Source organism: Oceanobacillus salinisoli (genome assembly GCF_009733865.1).
GTDB classification, from domain to species: Bacteria; Bacillota; Bacilli; order Bacillales; family Amphibacillaceae; genus Oceanobacillus; species Oceanobacillus salinisoli.
Genome location: NZ_WOFB01000019.1, coordinates 15,796 through 36,045 on the forward strand (window position 1 = coordinate 15,796; position 20,250 = coordinate 36,045).

Sequence of the window (20,250 nt, forward strand, 5' to 3'; positions counted from 1 at the left end):
ATTTTCCTAAAACAGGAAAATTCACCACTTTTTTGAGGGAAAACCTCTAAAAAGTGGTGAATTTTTCTAGTTTGTTAAATTTGTCAATATGACACGAGTACTATTTTTTACTTTGGTTTTACAAAGTTAACAATATCTTTATTTTACACCAATTAACTGAAAAGTCCAACTAATCATAAATGTGAACAGTAGGGGTTTCCTCTCCTGCTTCCCGATTGATTAAGCTTTCTGTACCATGACTTGAGGTTATATTTATCTCTAAATCATAGTTATTTGCAAACATATCCTGAACAAGGCCATATGTATACTGAGTAAAGCCAATAACTTCCCCTTTTCCATAGAACTCAAGTGGAATTTCCAGGGTCAGCCTTTGCAATTCATCATTTACATAAAACCCTTTTCCTACATAGCCAACATAGTTTGGGAAAAACTGGGAGATTTCTGTACCAAAGCTGCTGATTACCTCATGATCTTCAGGGAATTCCGAACTTGCTCTATTAGATGGAAATAGAACGTTTTCCTCATTAATTGTTTCCCAGCCATCTATCGAATTATCTCCCGCAGGTACCAATGTTTTGGAAACGAAGCTACCTGGTACAGGAGAGTTTTGCTCTTCCTCTCTAAATAGAGCAATCATAATTGGTACATCTGGAAAGTCTTCCATTTCCCGCATCTCACTAACAATAGTCTGGGCAACCTCTTGACCTTTTTCAATCATTTGACTCATAGGAATTTCTTCATAATAATACGGTCCACCAATTTCCGTCTGGAATCGATAAATAGATTTTAATGCGATTCCAATGGATACACCCGCTAGATCAACCGTACTATCTTCGTTCCGCTTCAAATAGTTTTGTTCTAAGATATGGGTTAAGTAACGAGGATTTTCTTCATAGACCTCGACTTTTTCCTCTTTTTCCAACCCCTCCAGCTCATCCTCATCAATTTGCGGATTTAACTCATCAATCCAGTTAAAAACCTGGTCAGATGATAAGTATTGACCCTCTTGAAAATACAGTTCACTCGGATCAAATACTTCCTTAGAGTGGCGCATCAGTCCTTCCTCTAATTCATCTATGTCTACCCGATTTCCCATTTGATTCGTAATTACTCCTCTAGCTTCACTCGTTTGATAAGGAAGAATGATGCGGTATGTTTCATCCGTTAATTGATAACTGGGAACAATCGAAGTCTGCTGCTCCGTTATCTCATTTTCCTGCACGACTTCCTCTTCTTCATTGTTATCCGGGGCACAACTGGCCAGAAATAGGAGTGTACTTATTAATGTAATACTTAATTTTTTCATGGTGATACACTTCCCAACGCTTCTTTTAACTGCTGTTCATCCCAAATAGTAACCCCCAGCTTCTGTGCTTTCTCATATTTTGACCCAGCATCTTCACCTGCAATAAGGAAATCTGTTTTTTTGCTGACACTGCCTGTCACCGATCCACCCAGTGCTTCGATTAATTCTTTGGCCTCACTGCGGGTATAGCTTTCCATTTTCCCTGTTAGAACAACGGTTTTCCCTGCAAATACATGATCCTCATCAGCAGCTTCTGCTTTCTTCGGTCCTTTGTATTCCATGTTAATACCTAGTTCTGCCAATTCTTCCAGCAGATCCTTTACTTTCTCTTCCTGGAAGTATTGTGCGATGGCATCGGCCATTTTTTCCCCGATTTCATCTATTGCAATGATTTCCTCGTAGGTTGCGTTTTGCAGTTTTTCCATGGTCTCAAACTCCATCGCCAATGTTTTCGCAGCCTTGGCACCGATAAAACGAATGCCTAACCCGAACAACAGCCTTTCTAGTGAATTTTCTTTCGACGCTTCAATTGCCTTCAATAAGTTATCAACCGATTTTTCACCCATTCGTTCCAGCTTTAATAATTCTTCCCGTTCCAAACGATACAAGTCAGCAATGGTATGAATCAGTTCCTCTTGGAAAAGCTGGATAATCACTTTTTCGCCTAATCCGTCAATATTCATTGCATTTCTGGAGACGAAATGGATTAGTCCTTCCATCAACTGGGCGGGACAGCTAGGATTCATGCACCTTAGGGCAACTTCTCCTTCTAACCGGACAAGTTCACTGCCGCATGCCGGACATTCATCAGGCATATGAAATTCCTTTTCTTCCCCTGTCCGCTTTTCTTCTACAACACGAACGACCTTTGGAATGATATCTCCCGCCTTTTTAATCACGACGGTATCGCCAATACGAAGATCCTGTTCACGGATGAGATCCTCGTTATGTAAGGTTGCACGCTGAACGGTAGAACCGGCAATTCGGACGGGATCTAAAATTGCAGTTGGTGTAACGACACCGGTTCTTCCCACACTTAATTCAATTTCTTTTAGCCTCGTCATCGCTTCTTCAGCCGGGAATTTGTAAGCAATTGCCCAGCGCGGACTTTTTGCTGTAAAGCCTAGTTCCTCCTGCTGATTTAGACTATCCACTTTAATAACAATTCCATCTATCTCATAATTTAAATTTGGACGTTCTTTTGTCCAATATTCCACAAATTCCATTACTTCCTCCACAGTGGAACACTTTCTCCACTCTGGGTTCGTTTTGAAACCAAGCTCTTTTAGCCTTTCTAAACGACCACTATGGGTGGTGACATCACTATTTTCCCATTCCCCAACAGCATATAAAAAGATATCCAAATTCCGTTTTGCCGCAATTTTTGGATCTAATTGGCGGAGTGAGCCTGCTGCCACATTTCTTGGATTGGCAAAGGGCTCTTCCTCATTTGCAAGTCGCTCTTCATTTAACTTCAGAAATGACTTATGTGGCATAAATGCTTCTCCGCGCACTTCGATCGTTTCCGGTTCTTTTAAGGATAAAGGAATACTGCGAATCGTCTTTAAGTTACTCGTAATATCCTCTCCTGTTGTACCATCTCCACGAGTCGCACCACGAACAAATTTTCCGTTTTCATAGGTTAAAGAAACAGCAAGACCATCAATTTTTAATTCACAAACAAACGAGATGTCTCCGTCCACTCCTTGGCTGGCACGCCTGGCGAAATCACGTACATCCTGTTCATTAAAGGCATTTCCTAAACTTAACATTGGTACACGATGCTGTACTTTTTCAAAACCTTCCAAAGGCTCCCCGCCTACACGCTGGGTTGGGGAATCCTCTGTAATCAATTCTGGAAATTGCTCTTCCAGCTTTTGCAGTTCATTTAGTTTTTCATCATATTCCGCATCAGGGACAGATGGTTGATCCAATACATGATATTCGTATCCATATTGGTTTAGTAGTTTTCTTAGTTCGTTGATTTTCTCTTGTGCTTGCTTTTTATCCATGAAAGAAGCACACCTCCTACTGCTTTGTAATCGGAGCAAATTGGGCTAATAATCGTTTGATGCCAACAGGTGCTGGGAATGCTACATCCAGTTCCATCTTTTCTCCCTCACCATGAACATTGACGACCGTACCGACTCCCCATTTCTTATGGCTTGCCTTATCTCCTGGTGCCCAAGCTTCATTTTCCGCTCCGGATGTTTTTTGCTTGCGCTCTGCTTTTCGTTTCACAGGCGATGGTTTATCTATTGGTCGTGCTGGCTGACCTAAGAAAGACTTTTCAGAGAAGGAATTTCCAAACATCGATGTTTTTAGCTCCTCTAACCCTTCGATTAAATCTTCCGGAATTTCATTAATAAAACGACTGACCGGATTCATATTGGTACGTCCAAATAAGGTACGCATTTTCGCATGGGTTAAATAAAGCTGCTTCTCTGCCCTCGTAATACCTACATAGGCTAGTCTGCGCTCTTCCTCCATTTCTTCTTCATCCATAAGTGAACGTTTATGCGGGAAGACACCTTCCTCCATTCCAATCAGGAAGACTACCGGAAATTCCAGTCCTTTTGCAGCATGTAACGTCATCATGGTGACCTTTTCTTCACTATCCGTATCTTCTTCATCAACCTTATCAATATCAGCGATTAATGCTAAGTCTGTTAAGAAGGCTACGAGTGTTTTATCTTCTGCTGTTTCTTCAAAATCTTTAGTAACTGTCATAAACTCTTCCAAGTTCTCTAGACGGGATTGGGATTCGAGCGAGTTTTCATTTTTTAACATCTGTTCATAGCCTGTCCGTTCCAGCACTTGCTCAACCATATCTGTTGCAGTTAAGAAGTCCTGCTGCTGTACCAAGTTTTTAATTAATTGTCCAAATTCTGCCAGTGCATTCGCCGCTTTCTTGGATACACCAGTGAAATCCACTTCCTGTATCGTTTGATAGAAGGAAATATCATGTTCCGCAGCATAGGCACGTAATTTTTCAATCGACGTTTTCCCGATACCACGTTTCGGTACATTAACCACTCTTTCAAAACTTATATCATCATTCGGATTCGTAATTAAACGTAAATAGGCAAGCATGTCCTTAATTTCTTTACGATCATAGAACTTGGTGCCTCCAACCATTTGATAGGAAACACCGGATTTCACGAAGGCATCCTCCACTGCACGGGACTGAGCATTCGTACGGTAAAGAATCGCTATTTCACTAGGGGAATAGCCTTCCTGTCCAGTTAATTCCTGAATTTTATTCGTAATATATAAAGCCTCATCCTGCTCTGTTGCCCCTTGATAATAATTGATTTTTTGCCCGTCCGGATTATCTGTCCAAAGGTTCTTCGGTTTGCGGCCAGGATTGTTGGCAATGACTTTATTTGCTGCTGCTAAAATCGATTTGGTAGAACGATAATTTTGCTCCAGGAATACCGCTTTAGCACTTGGATAATCTTTTTCAAAGAAAAGGATATTAGAAATATCTGCCCCACGCCATGCGTATATCGACTGATCCGAGTCCCCGACAACACAAAGGTTTTGGAAACGATTGGCCAACTGTTTAACCAGGGAGTATTGCGCATGGTTCGTATCCTGATACTCATCGACATGAATATATTGAAAACGACGCTGGTAAAATTCCAGTACTTCAGGTACGCGTTTAAAAAGATGGATTGTTTGCATGATTAAATCATCAAAATCAAGGGAATGGTTTTTTTGCAGCATTTTTTGGTAACCTTCATATACCTCTGCAACCGTCCTGTCGTAGAAATTCCCTGCGTTTTTACTGAATTCCTCGTAAGTGACAAGTTCATTTTTGGCCGAGCTAATTTGTCCAATCATCGCACGAGGGTCAAATTTTTTCGCATCAATATTTTTATTTTTTAATACTTGCTTCACAACGGATAGCTGGTCACCGCTATCCAAAATGGTAAAGTTTCTGTTGTAACCAATTCGTTCAATGTCCCTGCGCAAAATTCGTACACACATCGAGTGGAACGTGGATACCCACATATTTTCACTTTCTGATCCTACTAAATGGCGAACACGTTCTTTCATCTCTCTAGCTGCTTTGTTCGTAAATGTGATGGCGAGAATATTTCTTGGTGCCACTTCTTTTTCACCGATTAAGTATGCAATGCGGTGGGTGAGCACTCTCGTTTTACCTGAACCCGCACCTGCCATAATTAGCAGTGGTCCTTCTGTTGTTTTTACTGCCTCTTTCTGCTCTTTATTTAAACCTTTCAATAAGTCATCCATTGTCTGACTCATCCTTACACCTCCAACTTAATTTCCATGTGCTGCCTGTACCGTTTCTAACGACCGTTCAAAATCTGTATATATACTATTGCCGACGATAATGACGTCCGCATGCTGTTTCATTTCTTTGGCTTGGAGGCCATTCTCAATTCCTCCCCCATAAAAAAGCAGCGTATGATTTAATTGGCTGCTTACTTGTTTCACTAATTCAGGATCTCCATATGTGCCGCTGTATTCCATGTAGAAAATCGGCAAATGAAACACCTGCTCTGCCATATAAGCATAAACCAGCGTATCCTTTTCGTCTGGCAGTTTGCTATTGGTATACTGAAAAGCCTTAGCTTCTCCATTTAAAATACAATAACCTTCAAAGGTCGGATTCACATAATCAATGTAATCCATATATTGTTTAAGTCCCTGATGCTGCATATCCATCATCCATTTTTTCTCTTTGGAATTAAGCACCATCGGGATGAAGTAGTCATCAAATCCTATGGTAATAGCATCCATTCTTGAAATTTCCAGTATCCGGTGAACGGAATACTTACTAATCCTGTTAAGCAATTCCTCTACACCTTGATATGTAACATGATCGGTCCCACCAACCATAATCGCATCCGTACCAGATTTACACAAGATTTCCAGCTTTTCATCTGAGATTTCCTTTGCTGGATCCAGTTTAAAAATATGCTTCCATTCGTTCCTCTTTGTATTCAAATGGGAAATCCTCCATCTCTCCTCGAATTCCATTAATTCATTATACCAAAAAACTACAGCGGAATTTAGAGATATGTAGTGGAAATTTTTGAATGTGCTGGAGATGTGGGGAAAGGAGGATTTGATGCTGTTTTTACTGAGGATTCACACTTTAGTGAATGGGGATTCTTCTCTGTTATTTTTGAGCGCTTCCTTTATGAGCGGTGCTCCTCTTTTTTTGAGCGCTCCTACTCCACTTATGAAGCGCGGCTCCCGGTATTAGCAAAAATAAAAAGCCCTACCCAACAGGCAGCGGCTTTATCTTACTCTTCTTCTTTTTCCTTTTCCAAAACCCGGTCCAGTACCATCTTATATCCATCACTACCGTAATTGATGCAGCGGCGGACACGGGAGATGGTTGCGGTGGAGGCTTTTGTTTCTTTTTCAATATTATTGTACGTGCTTCCGTCCATTAACATTTTGGCAACTTGTAATCGTTGGGATAATGCGTGGACTTCCGACATGGTTGCAATATCATCGAAGAATCGGTAGCACTCTTCCCTGTCTTTGAGGGAAAGAATAGCATCAAATAACTGATCCAATTGCTCTCCTCTTAGCTTATCTATTTGCACAGCAAATCCTCCTGCTTCTATACTTTCCCGGTACCACTGACGATACCGGGTTTACTATCTCCATTTACGATTCGTTGGAAATCGTCACCGTTTGCTCTATTCCTGGAGAAGATGGGACAACATTAATCCAAGTTTGACCAGGGACAAAGCCAACCTCTATTCCATCCTTGACAGGAACGATTCTTCCATTATGATTTTCCCATTCTACTTCTTGTACAATCCCTTTTTGAAGAAGGTAGGCATCCCCACCGTTTTCCAAATCAATCGATCGGCGCCCCACATCATCGATCACCTCATGATGTGTCTCGACGATAAATAGATTTTCTACTTGAATGGGCTCTTCTGTCTCTAATTCCACAGTTTGTTGCCTGTCACTTGATCTTGTATAGCTTTGAGTTGTCTCATCATAATCATATTGTACATTTGCAAATGAATAAGATTCTGAATAGACGATTTCCGCATGTTGGGCAGGCTGTCCTGTTAAATCGTCCACCTCATCTTCTGACAGAAATGGCAATGGCTCATAATCAGCTGTAATCTCATATCCTTTACTTTCTGCCACATCATAAGCTGCACCTAGCTGTAAATAAGAGTTATGTGGTGCTTCTCGAAAGGATTCTCTTTTGAATAAATGACCATCATTATCATAGGTAGAACCATTTAAAAAGTGAACCCCGCGATTTACAATCATATCATCGATAAACTCTGCAGCTCCATGATAGACATAAAGTGCATTATAGTTATTGGCCAATTCAAAATAATATTCACGGGCACTTCTTACAGGACCAACCACATCCGGCAGCTCACTTTGGTATAAAGCTAGAAATCTTGTAATCATTCCCTCTGCCAAAATCTCAAACACCATATCAGCCTGAGATAACCCTGATTGTGGTCTAGCCTTTTTATGATTGTTAACCATCACACTAACAATTCTATTATTAACAGGTTCGTTTGTCCCAATCCCTGTCAGTGGATAAATGTTAGCAAAACTTTCTTCCCCGCTTGCAGGTTCTTCCACCTGCTCCTTTGTCTCTGCTTCATTTCCTTCAATTTCCTGTGCTTGCTCTTCGTCGGAACACCCAACCAAAAGGAAGAACATGGACAGGAAAAAGTATACAATTTTTCTCATCTTCCCAACACCTTTTGTAAAATTCTTTTTGTCTCTAGTATATCCATTATATGCTAACACATAGTCGCTGGGAAGAGTACTTCTCTTTTCTTAATATCAATTATTCCTTGCTGGGTGATTCGTACATACGGTAGATGGGTCGCCGACAGGAATAAAATATTATAAATAGGGTCGTCATAATTATACCCAAACTCTTTTAAATATGCTTTTATTTGCTTCTCTTTTTCAATTATATCATCCATGCTTTCCATAGACATCATTCCACCAAGGGAAAGAGGAAGATCGGTTAATACTTCCCCTTCATGAACAAGCACAATTCCTCCGCCAATTTCTTTCAATCGTTTCCATGCCAGCAAAATATCTTTCTTGCTTTTTCCAATAAATATTAAATCCCCTGATGAAGAGAATGAACTTGCGATTGCACCTAAACGATTTGTAAATCCTTTAATAGTAGTATTCACACGCCATTTTCCATTTCTGTCAATGAGTAATAAAAAGGCATCTTCTTTATCTTTCGGTAATTCTTCTGGCGTAATATCGATATTAATCGTATATGGTTTAACAATGACATTATTTACCATCTCTAATCCCATCGGCATGGAAAATTGCACATCATTCTGCTCCAATTCCCAATCAAATGCCAATGGCGCTATACCATACTTTTCCCAATTAATCTTTGTTAAAAGTTCCTGTTTTTCCTTTTCCTTCAAAACCCATTGCCCTTTCGCCAGCACACTGACCGGATGCGGATTTTCTTTGCTATCCAAAATATTAATATGGGCAATCCGTCCAGGAGCAATACTTCCAAGCGTTTCATCTAAACGGAAGTGCCTGGCTGCATTATAGCTTCCCATCCTATAAGCATCTTCCAATGGAATTCCCTTTTTAATGGCAATATCAATACAAACATTAATCAACCCTTTTTTAGAGAAGGCTGGTGTGGAACCATCTGTCGTAAACGTTAAGTTATCATAGTTACTTAGACCAAGATCCAGTATTTCTTCCACTAATTGCGGTAAATCAGGTCGTATGGAAGAGTTTCTTAATGATACACTGTAGCCTAGTCGAAGCCTGCGCAACACCTCTTCCCCTGTTATCGGCTCATGGTCCGCAGTAACTCCTAATAGCTTCATCTTCGTTAATGTCTTTTCCGATGCACCGGGAAGATGTCCTTCAATAGGTTTTCCGTGTCGCTTCGTTTCCTGAATCCAATACAGCAATCTATCATTCCCATTTAATAGACTCGGCCAGGAAGTTAATTCCCCACCTTGTACAACGGATGGATGAGTAATCCACGATAAAATATCATCTGTATTAAACACTTCCCCCTCGTCCTGCAACGCTGTTTGCGAGTCAAATCTCGCCCACCAGTACATCGACATAGGCAGATTGTTGAATTCATCGATTAAAGAAAACGCTTTCTTTTTATCTAATAAAAAATGCCACATCAGGTTATCGTTAATCAAGGTCGTTGTTCCAAATCTGGCAGCGTGGTTGGCTAATTCTTCTGGGTTTGCTAATTGAAAAGGATGGGAATGGGGTTCAACATATCCAGGAACAAGATACTTCCCTTCACAGTCTATTATTTCTGCATGATCCGTATTCTCTGGAAATTTCTCCCCAACATAAACAATTCGATCATCGTATATCCATATATTAGCTTTGATCCATTCTTTTATAAAAACATTCAAGTAGGTACCATTTTTTAAAATAAGTGTAGGTGATTCTAATCCATCAATCACCTTTACATGCTGTCTAAGCTCACGGTTTCTCCAATAATTATCATTTGCAAACATAAGGCCAGCTCTCCAATAAATTAGAATTTATATTATTTTAACATAATTTTATGCTTTAATGTTGTAAAGTTTTCAAATTTATAAATGACATATTTGTGACAAACATGTATTTCCATCTTCGGCATAATTCGAAGTAACCTTCGCTGTTGATACCGAAACTCCAAACTAACTTCAAATGATGTTAGGTAACTAACTTCCGCGGGTGACCATAATGGAGCAGATATCAACCGTTGCGCAAACTATCAACACAACGATAGCACATATCAACCAGTAGTGGGCTTTTATCAACCAGAAAGAAGCGGATATCTACCATTAGAGGGCAGATATCAACCGCAAAGGAGCAGATATCAACGGTTGTACAAAATAGCAATATATAAATGAAAAGTACACACATTATTGTTAACGTGTGTACTTTTCATGTTTATTCGCTAAATCGAGTTAACTCCAATATCTTTCCGGTAAAAGTAATCTTTGTTATCTCCGGCTGTGTCTATTACTTTGTATGCTTTCTCCTGTGCTTCCTTTAATGTTGCTGCTTTTGCTCCAACTAACAGTACGCGGCCGCCATCGGAAACAAGGGTACCCCCTTCATCCTTTGTTCCAGCATGAACTACATAGCTATCGTCTAGTACTGAAAATGATGGGATGGCCGCGCCTTTTTCGTAGGGGCCGGGATAGCCTGCTGATGCTAGTACGACGCCCAAACAAGCCGCATCCTCCCAAACCAATTCCGGATCTTTCCCATCTAAAACGTCCAGAAAGACCTGTACGAGATCATTTTTCAACAATGGTAAAACAACTTGGGTTTCCGGGTCACCAAATCTCGTATTAAATTCGATGACTTTTGGTCCGGCATCTGTCATCATTAATCCACCATATAAAATCCCGGTAAATGGGCACCCCTCTGCCATTAGGCCGTCCGCTGCTTTTTGCAGGATATTTCCCACGGAAAAAGCAATATGTTCCTCCGTGATGTCTGGTACAGGAGCAAAGGACCCCATTCCTCCCGTATTTGGACCTTCATCATGATCAAACGCACGTTTATGATCACGGGCTGGAACCATTGGATACACATGATTTTCATGAACAAAGGCCATGAGCGAAAATTCCCGTCCGGACAGAAATTCTTCGACAACAATCGTTGATCCGGCTTCAGAAAAGGCTTTGGACACAAGCATGTCATCCACAGCATTCAGAGCTTCTGCTTTTGTTTCAGCCACAATAACCCCTTTTCCTGCTGCAAGTCCATCCGCTTTAATGACAATTGGTGCACCTTGCTTTTCAATGTAAGCTTTAGCCTGTTCTGCATCGTTGAAAGTTTCATATGCTGCAGTTGGAATATCATATTTTTTCATAAATGCTTTAGCAAAACTTTTACTACCTTCCAACAGTGCCGCTTTCTTTGTTGGGGCAAAAACCTTCAGATTCGCCTCTTGAAAACGATCCGCAATTCCTTCGTTTAATGGTGCTTCTGGCCCAACTATTGTAAGGTCAATGGCTTTCTCTTTGGCAAAATGGATTAAGCTATCGGTATCCATCTCATCAATCGCGACACAAGTTGCCTGTTCTTTCATACCGCCATTACCAGGGGCGACATAAAGATTCTTCACTTGTTCGCTTTTGGCAAGTTCGAGCACCATACTATGTTCACGGCCACCTCGTCCAACTACTAGTACATTCATCCATTAACCCTCCCTTTATAGGTATACTTCATTACGTTGGTTTTTGGTTTATCGATTTTCAGGCAGGGATATTGACGGTTTACCAAAATCCCGCCCTACCCCGGCCAAAATATTAATGTTTAAAATGACGCATTCCGGTATAAACCATGGCAATTCCATGTTCATCACAGACATCGATGGAATCCTGATCGCGTTTAGAACCACCTGGCTGGATAATTGCGGTCACACCAGCTTTTACTGCTTCTTCCACTGTATCCGGCATTGGGAAGAAGGCATCAGATGACATCACAGATCCTTTGGCTTTTTCTCCAGCCTGTTCAATCGCAATCTTTGCAGAACCTACGCGATTCATTTGCCCAGCACCAACCCCGATTGTTTGTCCATCTTTCGCTAAAACTATCGCATTGGATTTCACGTGTTTCACAGCTTTCCAGGCAAATTGTAAATCTGCTAATTCCTGTTCTGTAGGCTGACGCTTCGTTGCAACAGTTAATTCCTCGGGGGCAATTTTCCCGTTATCCTGACTTTGAATAAGAACTCCACCATTAACCGAAGTGAGTTTATGATTCACGGCTTCTTTATCGGACATTTCCAGTTTAAGCAAACGAATGTTTTTCTTTTTCGTTAAAATTTCCAAAGCTTTTTCGGAAAAACCAGGAGCAATCACTATCTCCAAGAAAATGTTGCTTAACTTTTCAGCAGTTGGCGAATCTACTTCTTTATTTAATGCGACAATTCCACCGAAGATCGAAATTGGGTCGGCATCATAAGCATGGCTGAAAGCATCTGAGATTGTATCGGATACACCGATTCCACATGGATTCATATGTTTCACAGCAACCGCTGCAGCCTGTCCATCATATTCAGCCAGAATCTCCAATGCTGCATTGGCATCCTGGATATTGTTATACGATAACTCTTTCCCGTGTAATTGTTTGGCTGTAGCAAGGCTCATCGTTTTTACAATCGGACGTTTGTAAAATGCTGCATTTTGATGCGGATTTTCACCATAGCGCAAATCCTGTACTTTTTCGTACGTAACCGTGTAGGTTTCAGGAAACTCTTCCTTCGTTTCTTCCATGAAATATTCAGCTATCATTGCGTCATAGTTTGCTGTATGACGGAAAACTTTGGCAGCAAGCTTTTGACGTTTTTCAAAATCAAGAGAGTCTGTTTTCAGCGCTTCCAGTACACCTTCATAATCTGCTGGGTCCACTACGACCGTAACATCTTCAAAGTTTTTCGCAGCAGAACGAAGCATCGTCGGACCGCCAATATCAATATTTTCGATAATTTCTTCCTTGGAAACGCCGTCTCGTTCAAGCGTTTGTTTGAATGGATACAAATTAACAACAACCATATCAATGGCATGAATCCCGTTTTCTTCCGCTTGTTTCATGTGGTCCGGATTAGATCGTTTGGCAAGCAATCCGCCATGTACTTTTGGATGCAATGTTTTCACACGTCCATCCATGATTTCCGGAAATCCTGTTACTTCATCAATTGCTTTCGCTGCTATTCCAGCCTCCTGAATGTTACGTAGTGTTCCACCTGTTGATACAATCTCGTAATCCAGTTCAACTAGACCTTTGGCAAATTCGATTATATTTTGTTTATCTGAAACACTGATTAGTGCTCGTTTCATCATTACCCCTCACTTTGTTTGTACAATTTGCTGAATAACTTTTGGATATAACTCATGCTCTACTTTTTGGATTTTTTCCTTTAGCGTTTCCTCGGTATCATCATCCTGCACTTCCACCGTTTCCTGTGCGATAATCGGACCTGTATCAATTCCTTCATCAATAAAATGAACCGTTACCCCAGTAGTCTTCACTCCAGCATGGTAGGCTTGTCCAATCGCATCTTTCCCCGGAAAATCCGGCAAAAGGGAAGGGTGAATATTCACGATTTTCCCCTCAAATGCCGTAAGCAATGTCGGTCCAACAATACGCATATATCCGGCTAAAAAAATCCAGGAAACATTCGCTTCCCGAAGCTTCTCTACTAAATGTTTTTCATATTCCGCCTTGGATGTAAATTCTTTTGGTTGAAAAACAAAGGCTGGCACATCGGAATTTTTCGCTTTTTCAATGACACCAGCCCCAGGTTTATCACAGATTAACAGGGAAATTTCACATGGAAGATTGTTCGCCTCCATAATTGCCTGAAAATTACTGCCTGTTCCCGAGGCAAAAACAGCTGCCTTCACTTTACTCATGATTGGAAATGCACTCCTTCACCAGTGATAACTTTTCCAATCACCGACGCTTTTTCTCCATTCTCCTCCAAAATTGCTAGAATGCTGGAAACGTCCTCTTGACTAACAGCCAGCACCATTCCAATTCCCATATTAAAGACACCGTACATTTCATCTTCAGGAATCGATCCTAAATTTTGTAAGAACGGGAAGACTTCAGGTACGTCCCAGCTGTTTGTTTCGATCTCTACACCCAATCCCTCTGGCATCATTCGTGGCAGGTTTTCATAGAATCCACCACCAGTAATATGAGAGATTCCATTAATCGTATGCTTTTCCAGTACTTTTTGGATTAGTTTCGCATAAATTTTGGTTGGGGTAAGTAACGTTTCACCTAAGGATTGTGATAAACCTTGGTGTTTTTCCGTTAAATCTAATCCGTCCACCAATTTACGAACAAGTGAGTACCCATTGGAATGAATGCCACTGGAAGCAAGACCAATCAAAACATCTTCCGCTTGAATCGATTCACCAGTAATGAGTTTGGATTTTTCGGCAATCCCAACTACAAATCCTGCTAAGTCGTACTCTTCATCCGTGTACATCCCTGGCATTTCCGCGGTTTCCCCACCAATCAGTGCCGCTCCAGCATCCACACAACCTTGAGAAACTCCAGCTACAATCTGTTCAATTCGCTCCGGATCATTCTTTCCGCAAGCAATATAATCTAAAAAGAAAAGCGGCTGCGCTCCTTGTGCCACAATATCATTCACACACATTGCAACCAAATCGACTCCAACCGTATCATGTTTATCCAACTGGAAGGCAAGCTTCAGTTTCGTTCCAACTCCATCTGTTCCTGAAACCATCACCGGTTCTTTATAATTCATGTTCGATAAATCAAAAAGGCCAGCAAATGCCCCAATTCCACCTAAAACTTCAGGACGTGTTGTTTTTGCGATATGCTTTTTCATCCGCTCCACCGCTTCATAACCCTTTTCTACATCTACACCAGCCTGTTTATATACATCTGACATCGTTGATCCACACATCCCTTAGCAGTAATATTATGTTAATAAGAAATGAAGTACGCGTTTGAACCAGTTGTACAAATCGGGCGGGAAACCATTCAAATCGTGCTACCCCTTAACAGTTCGTGCGAGAGCCCACCCAAATCGTGCGATTCCCTCTTCTGTTCGCGCGGGAGCACATCCAAATCGCGCCCCACCTACTTCATTTCACACACGCACATTCAAAATTCAAGCCAAACCCTACAACTCAAAGCTTCCACACAACTCCTAAACCCTTCTTAACAGCCCGTATAAGAGATTTCCTTTTTTCCTTCTTCTTTCACAGGATACTTACCTGTCATACATGCTGTACAAAGTCCCTGATTAATTGTGTTGTCTGTTAATATCGCCTTTTCCAGACCACTTTCGGTCAAATATGCTAAGCTGTCTGCACCAATTAGCTCAGCAACTTCTTCTACCGTATTGTTGGCCGCAATTAATTCATCTCGTGTTGACATATCAATTCCGTAATAACATGGATTTTGAATAGCAGGAGAAGCGATGCGAACATGCACTTCTTTTGCTCCTGCTTCTTTTAGCATTTGAACAATTCGTCTACTTGTCGTACCACGTACAATGGAATCGTCAATCATAATGACACGCTTTCCTTCAATAATTCCACGTACTGGCGAAAGCTTCATTTTTACCCCTTGTTCGCGCAGTGCCTGGGATGGCTGAATAAACGTTCTGCCAACATAACGGTTTTTAATAATTCCCATTTCATAAGGCTGGCCGCTTTCTTCGGCAAAACCAATCGCTGCTGAAATACTGGAGTCCGGTACACCGATTACGATATCCGCATCGGCTGGAGCTTCCTTTGCCAGCTCTTTCCCCATCTGTTTACGTGACGCATGAACATTCACATAGTTCACATTGCTGTCCGGCCTAGATAAATATACATATTCCATCGCACACATTCCTCGTTGCTGCTGCTGGGCAAAGCGAGTAGACCGTAATCCTTCATCATCGATTGTAATTAATTCGCCTGGCACTACGTCACGAATAAATGTTGCACCGATTTGGTCAAAGGCACACGTTTCCGATGCAATCACATAGGAGTCACCAAGCATCCCGATGGATAATGGGCGAATACCCGTTGGATCCAGAGCTGCAAACATTTTATTTTCGGTTAAGATAAGGTAAGCATAGGCACCGACCATTTGATTCAGTGCATCGCCAATCGTTTCCTCATTTATCCCTTGGCCATCGCGCTTGATTAGGTGCGCTAAAACCTCTGTATCCGAAGAGGTTTGCAGAATACTACCTTGTTCTTCCAGCTGTCCGCGAAGCTTATAGGCATTCATGATGTTGCCATTATGCGCCAGTGCCATACTTCCTGTTTGTGCACGGAATAATAATGGCTGGACATTTTCAATCACTTTTCCGCCTTGGGTCGAGTAGCGAACATGACCAATCGCCGTACGCCCTTGCAGATGATCAAATTTTGCCTGTTTAAATACATCGTTGACCAGGCCTAATCCTTTATGGCTCTTTAGCTCCATCCCATCACTAGCGACAATGCCGGCACCTTCTTGACCGCGATGCTGCATGGAGTGAAGACCATAGTAAGTTAATTCCGCTGCTTTTTCATGATCCCAAATTCCAAATACACCACATTCCTCATTTATGCCTTTGATTTCAGCAAGCATGGGATAGCTCCCTTCCAAAGTTTTTCAAGTTCCTCCACGTTTTCGTTTACGACTTCTGCTCCATTTACGAGAACTTGAAGTGTTTGATTATTTGTAACCATACCAATTGCGCTAGCATCTTCTACGGTGCTTTCAAATTTCTCTTTGTGTTCCGGTTTCACTGTAACGATAAATCTGGACTGTGTTTCACTGAATAATTCAACGGTTGCTTCACCAGTAAGCTCCACTTTTGCCCCTAATCCTTTTTCGCCAAATGTGCTCTCAGCAAGTGCTACTCCCAATCCGCCTTCAGCTAAATCGTGTGCAGATACGACAACACCTGCCTTGATTGCTTCCAGTAGCTGTTTCTGTCTTCTCGCTTCTACATCCAAATCAATGAATGGTGCTTTTCCTTCGTATTTTCCTTGAAGCACATTTTGCAATTCACTTCCACCGAATTCTGCATCCGCTTCGCCAATCACATAAACCAAGTCACCAGCCTGCTGGAAAAAGCTAGGTGTAATATGCTCCAATGATTCATGCAGACCGACCATTCCAACAACCGGTGTTGGGAAAATTGATTTTCCTTTGGATTGATTATAAAGTGATACGTTCCCACTAATAACAGGAGTTTCCAAAGCGGTACATGCAGCACTCATTCCTTCTACACTTTTCTCCATTTGCCAGAAAATCTCCGGGTTGGATGGATTCCCGAAATTTAAACCGTCTGTAAGTCCGAGCGGTTTCGCACCAGAGCAGACGATATTGCGAGCTGCTTCTGCTACCGCAATTTTTCCACCTGTTTCCGGATCTAAATAAATATAGCGGGAGTTACAGTCGGTAGTTATCGCAAGTGCTTTGTCATGCCCTTTAATTCGAATCACTGCCGCATCAGAACCTGGTGCAACAACCGTATTCGTTTGTACCATCGAATCATATTGATCATAAACCCATTCTTTGCTCGCAATCGTCGGTTGCTGTAGAAGCTGTTTTAACATGTCTTTATGGTCAGCGACTTCTGGAACGGTGTTTTCCATCTTTTGAAAATCTTGGAAATATTTCGCTTCTGTAGATGGCATATGAAACACCGGTGCATCGTCAGCAAGGGAATCAACTGGAATATCTGCGACCACTTCCCCGAGATGTTTAATCCGGAATACCTTCTCTTCTATCACTTCACCGACAGGTACTGCATTTAAGCCGTACTTTTCAAAAATATCGATGATTTCCTGTTCACGTCCTCTTTTCACACATAACAGCATACGTTCTTGGGACTCTGAAAGCATCATTTCATATGCTGTCATATTTAATTCCCGTTGTGGTACTTGGTCCAGGTTCATTTCCAAACCAGTACCGGCTTTACTTGCCATTTCCGATGCAGATGAGGTTAATCCTGCTGCACCCATGTCCTGCATCCCAACTAAGGCGTCAGAATGAATCACTTCCAAACATGCTTCAATGATTAGTTTTTCCATAAACGGATCGCCAACCTGAACAGATGGACGGTCCTTCGCTGCATCTTCTCCTAAATCATCCGAAGCGAATGTCGCCCCATGAATTCCGTCACGGCCAGTTGGTGGACCAGCGTATAGAATCGTATTTCCAATTCCCTTTGCTAAGCCTTTTTGAATGTCGTCATGATGAATGAGACCAATACTCATCGCATTAACTAGCGGGTTTTCTTCATAGCTGTCATCAAACTGAACCTCACCACCGACAGTTGGAACACCAACACAGTTCCCGTACCCAGCAATTCCATTTACGACTTCGGTGAAAAGATATTTCGTACGTTCGTTATTTAAATTTCCAAAACGAAGCGAGTTCATCGATACAATCGGACGAGCGCCCATCGAAAAGATGTCACGAATAATCCCGCCCACACCAGTTGCTGCACCTTGGTATGGCTCTACTGCAGATGGGTGATTATGGCTTTCCACTTTGAACACAACGGCTTGATTATCGCCAATATCGATAACTCCAGCACCTTCCCCAGGACCTTGAAGAACATTAGGTGCTTTCGTTGGGAATTTTTTCAATAATGGTTTGGATGTTTTGTAACTGCAATGCTCAGACCACATAACAGAAAAGATTCCTGTTTCTGTAAAATTCGGGCGGCGCTTCAGGATGTTTTTAATCATGTCATATTCCTGATCACTCAAGCCCATTTCCTGATAGATTTTCTTTTCTTCAATTTGTTCTGGGCTCCACTCACGCGTTTGTAACATAGGTCTGCCTCCAATTCTTAATCACTGACTCGAATAATCTCACACCATCATCACTGCCTAAGAGTGTTTCCACCGCACGTTCCGGATGGGGCATCATCCCTAGGACATTCCCCTCTTTATTGATGATTCCGGCAATGTCAAGGGCAGAACCATTTGGATTGTTCTTATATGTGAAAACGATTTGGTTATTTGCTTTTAATTCTGCTAAGGTTTCTTCATCACAGAAGTAATTTCCTTCCCCATGGGCAATTGGAAAACGTACGATTTCGCCTTTTTCATAGTCTGTCGTGAACATCGTTTCATTATTTTCTACAACGAGCTCTTCCTGATGGCACATAAAAGATAGATTTTTATTACGCATTAATGCACCAGGAAGGAGACCGGATTCTGTTAATACTTGAAATCCATTACATACCCCAAGGACAGGCTTTCCTTTTTCCGCATGCTCACGAACTTGATTCATGACATTTGATGTTGCAGCAACGGCACCACTGCGAAGATAGTCACCATATGAGAAGCCTCCTGGCAAAAGAATCGCATCATAGTCTTCCAGATTGCTATTTTGATACCAGACTAAATCCGCTTCTTCACCTAGAACCTCTTTGGCCGCATGATACATATCCCGATCACAATTCGAACCTGGAAAAACAATCACAGCAAATTTCACGCTTTGTCAGCCTCCTCGACCTCGAAGTGATAATCTTCCATCACTGGATTAGCAAGCAGCTTATCACACATTTCCTTGATGCGCGCATCTAAATCAGGACCATCCTCCACGTTTAGCTCGATGACTTTCCCAACTCTTGCATCTTTCACTTCCTCATACCCCAGTGAATTCAGTGATTCCTGAATCGCTTTTCCTTGTGGATCTAATACACCAGCTTTTAATGTTACATATACCGTTACCTTTTTCATACTTTTGCCTCCAGTCGATGTAAGATTTCTTCGTATACCTCTATTAAATCTCCTGTACCTTGACGAAATACATCTTTATCTAATTTATCTTCTGTTTCCTTATCCCATAGACGGCATGTATCCGGTGAAATTTCATCAGAAAGAACAATGTCGTCTTTGATTTTTCCAAATTCGAGCTTAAAGTCTACTAATTGAACGCCTACTTTAGAGAATAACTTATTTAACTCCTGGTTAACCTCCAATGCCTTGCTCTTTATTTGTTGCAATTCCAAGGCTGTGATGTTTGTAAGCAGTACAGCATGCTCGTCGTTAATGAGCGGATCACCAAGCTCATCCTTTTTGTAAAATAATTCCACAATTGGTGGATAGAAGTGGGTTTTCTCCTCTATCCCCAACCGTCTCGTAATGCTTCCTGCGGCAATGTTGCGGACCACTACTTCAAGCGGGATAATCTCTGTTTTATTTACGAGCTGCTCTGTTTCATTTAATTGCTCAATAAAGTGAGATTCCATTCCATGATCACGCAAATATTCAAAAATCCGTGATGAAATTTCATTATTTAATCGACCTTTTCCAACGAAAGTGGCTTTCTTTTCTCCGTTAAATGCTGTTGCATCATTTTTATAGGATAAAACTAATTTTCCCGGCTGGCCTTTTGCCTGGTAAACTTTCTTTGCTTTTCCTTCGTATAAAAGTTCCGCTTTCATG

Annotated in this window: 16 protein-coding genes; all 16 read right to left on the reverse strand. The window is 41.5% G+C overall.

The features are described from left to right. Positions 1-169: 169 nt before the first annotated feature. Positions 170-1,306 (reverse strand): CamS family sex pheromone protein, encoded by a 1,137-nt coding sequence (locus GMJ66_RS14330; RefSeq protein ID WP_156291004.1) that lies wholly within the window; start codon positions 1,304-1,306, stop codon positions 170-172. Next, a complete protein-coding gene (gene ligA, locus GMJ66_RS14335) occupies positions 1,303-3,318 on the reverse strand; it encodes an NAD-dependent DNA ligase LigA (RefSeq protein ID WP_156291005.1) in 2,016 nt (671 codons plus the stop codon). Before ligA ends, GMJ66_RS14330 begins: the two co-directional genes overlap by 4 nt. 16 nt (positions 3,319-3,334) lie before the next feature. Beyond that, positions 3,335-5,581 (reverse strand): DNA helicase PcrA, encoded by a 2,247-nt coding sequence (gene pcrA / locus GMJ66_RS14340; RefSeq protein ID WP_156291006.1) that lies wholly within the window; start codon positions 5,579-5,581, stop codon positions 3,335-3,337. Positions 5,582-5,596: 15 nt separating this feature from the next. Then, positions 5,597-6,286, reverse strand: a complete 690-nt coding sequence (gene pcrB / locus GMJ66_RS14345; RefSeq protein WP_231514943.1) for a heptaprenylglyceryl phosphate synthase — start codon at positions 6,284-6,286, stop codon at positions 5,597-5,599. Positions 6,287-6,588: 302 nt separating this feature from the next. After that, a complete protein-coding gene (locus GMJ66_RS14350) occupies positions 6,589-6,897 on the reverse strand; it encodes a YerC/YecD family TrpR-related protein (RefSeq protein WP_156291008.1) in 309 nt (102 codons plus the stop codon). Positions 6,898-6,961: 64 nt separating this feature from the next. Further along, positions 6,962-8,026, reverse strand: coding sequence for a DUF3048 domain-containing protein (locus tag GMJ66_RS14355; protein WP_156291009.1), 1,065 nt, complete (start codon positions 8,024-8,026; stop codon positions 6,962-6,964). A gap of 53 nt (positions 8,027-8,079) precedes the next feature. After that, entirely contained in the window at positions 8,080-9,822 is a 1,743-nt protein-coding gene (locus GMJ66_RS14360) for an adenine deaminase C-terminal domain-containing protein (RefSeq protein ID WP_156291010.1), read from the reverse strand. Positions 9,823-10,250: 428 nt separating this feature from the next. Then, on the reverse strand, positions 10,251-11,504 hold the full coding sequence (gene purD / locus GMJ66_RS14365) for a phosphoribosylamine--glycine ligase (RefSeq protein ID WP_156291011.1): 1,254 nt from the start codon (positions 11,502-11,504) through the stop codon (positions 10,251-10,253). Positions 11,505-11,616: 112 nt separating this feature from the next. Then, positions 11,617-13,152 (reverse strand): bifunctional phosphoribosylaminoimidazolecarboxamide formyltransferase/IMP cyclohydrolase, encoded by a 1,536-nt coding sequence (gene purH, locus GMJ66_RS14370; RefSeq protein WP_156291012.1) that lies wholly within the window; start codon positions 13,150-13,152, stop codon positions 11,617-11,619. Positions 13,153-13,158: 6 nt separating this feature from the next. Further along, complete coding sequence (gene purN, locus GMJ66_RS14375; protein WP_156291013.1) at positions 13,159-13,725, reverse strand: phosphoribosylglycinamide formyltransferase; 567 nt, start codon at positions 13,723-13,725, stop codon at positions 13,159-13,161. Further along, positions 13,722-14,741 (reverse strand): phosphoribosylformylglycinamidine cyclo-ligase, encoded by a 1,020-nt coding sequence (gene purM / locus GMJ66_RS14380; protein ID WP_156291014.1) that lies wholly within the window; start codon positions 14,739-14,741, stop codon positions 13,722-13,724. Before purM ends, purN begins: the two co-directional genes overlap by 4 nt. A gap of 272 nt (positions 14,742-15,013) precedes the next feature. Then, entirely contained in the window at positions 15,014-16,423 is a 1,410-nt protein-coding gene (gene purF / locus GMJ66_RS14385; RefSeq protein ID WP_156291015.1) for an amidophosphoribosyltransferase, read from the reverse strand. Then, positions 16,399-18,627, reverse strand: coding sequence for a phosphoribosylformylglycinamidine synthase subunit PurL (gene purL, locus GMJ66_RS14390; protein WP_156291016.1), 2,229 nt, complete (start codon positions 18,625-18,627; stop codon positions 16,399-16,401). The genes purF and purL overlap by 25 nt, the downstream gene beginning before the upstream one ends. Beyond that, on the reverse strand, positions 18,611-19,294 hold the full coding sequence (gene purQ, locus GMJ66_RS14395; protein ID WP_156291017.1) for a phosphoribosylformylglycinamidine synthase subunit PurQ: 684 nt from the start codon (positions 19,292-19,294) through the stop codon (positions 18,611-18,613). The genes purL and purQ overlap by 17 nt, the downstream gene beginning before the upstream one ends. Continuing rightward, positions 19,291-19,542 (reverse strand): phosphoribosylformylglycinamidine synthase subunit PurS, encoded by a 252-nt coding sequence (gene purS, locus GMJ66_RS14400; protein WP_156291018.1) that lies wholly within the window; start codon positions 19,540-19,542, stop codon positions 19,291-19,293. Before purS ends, purQ begins: the two co-directional genes overlap by 4 nt. Beyond that, entirely contained in the window at positions 19,539-20,249 is a 711-nt protein-coding gene (gene purC / locus GMJ66_RS14405; RefSeq protein WP_156291019.1) for a phosphoribosylaminoimidazolesuccinocarboxamide synthase, read from the reverse strand. The genes purS and purC overlap by 4 nt, the downstream gene beginning before the upstream one ends. Between the last annotated feature and the right edge of the window lies 1 nt (position 20,250).

Coding starts and splice junctions, on each gene's coding strand:
- GMJ66_RS14330 (WP_156291004.1), bottom strand. CDS start 1,306: ATGAAAAAATTAAGTATTACATTAATAAGTACACTCCTATTTCTGGCC.
- ligA (WP_156291005.1), bottom strand. CDS start 3,318: ATGGATAAAAAGCAAGCACAAGAGAAAATCAACGAACTAAGAAAACTA.
- pcrA (WP_156291006.1), bottom strand. CDS start 5,581: ATGAGTCAGACAATGGATGACTTATTGAAAGGTTTAAATAAAGAGCAG.
- GMJ66_RS14355 (WP_156291009.1), bottom strand. CDS start 8,026: ATGAGAAAAATTGTATACTTTTTCCTGTCCATGTTCTTCCTTTTGGTT.
- GMJ66_RS14360 (WP_156291010.1), bottom strand. CDS start 9,822: ATGTTTGCAAATGATAATTATTGGAGAAACCGTGAGCTTAGACAGCAT.
- purD (WP_156291011.1), bottom strand. CDS start 11,504: ATGAATGTACTAGTAGTTGGACGAGGTGGCCGTGAACATAGTATGGTG.
- purH (WP_156291012.1), bottom strand. CDS start 13,152: ATGATGAAACGAGCACTAATCAGTGTTTCAGATAAACAAAATATAATC.
- purN (WP_156291013.1), bottom strand. CDS start 13,725: ATGAGTAAAGTGAAGGCAGCTGTTTTTGCCTCGGGAACAGGCAGTAAT.
- purM (WP_156291014.1), bottom strand. CDS start 14,741: ATGTCAGATGTATATAAACAGGCTGGTGTAGATGTAGAAAAGGGTTAT.
- purF (WP_156291015.1), bottom strand. CDS start 16,423: ATGCTTGCTGAAATCAAAGGCATAAATGAGGAATGTGGTGTATTTGGA.
- purL (WP_156291016.1), bottom strand. CDS start 18,627: ATGTTACAAACGCGTGAGTGGAGCCCAGAACAAATTGAAGAAAAGAAA.
- purS (WP_156291018.1), bottom strand. CDS start 19,542: ATGAAAAAGGTAACGGTATATGTAACATTAAAAGCTGGTGTATTAGAT.
- purC (WP_156291019.1), bottom strand. CDS start 20,249: ATGAAAGCGGAACTTTTATACGAAGGAAAAGCAAAGAAAGTTTACCAG.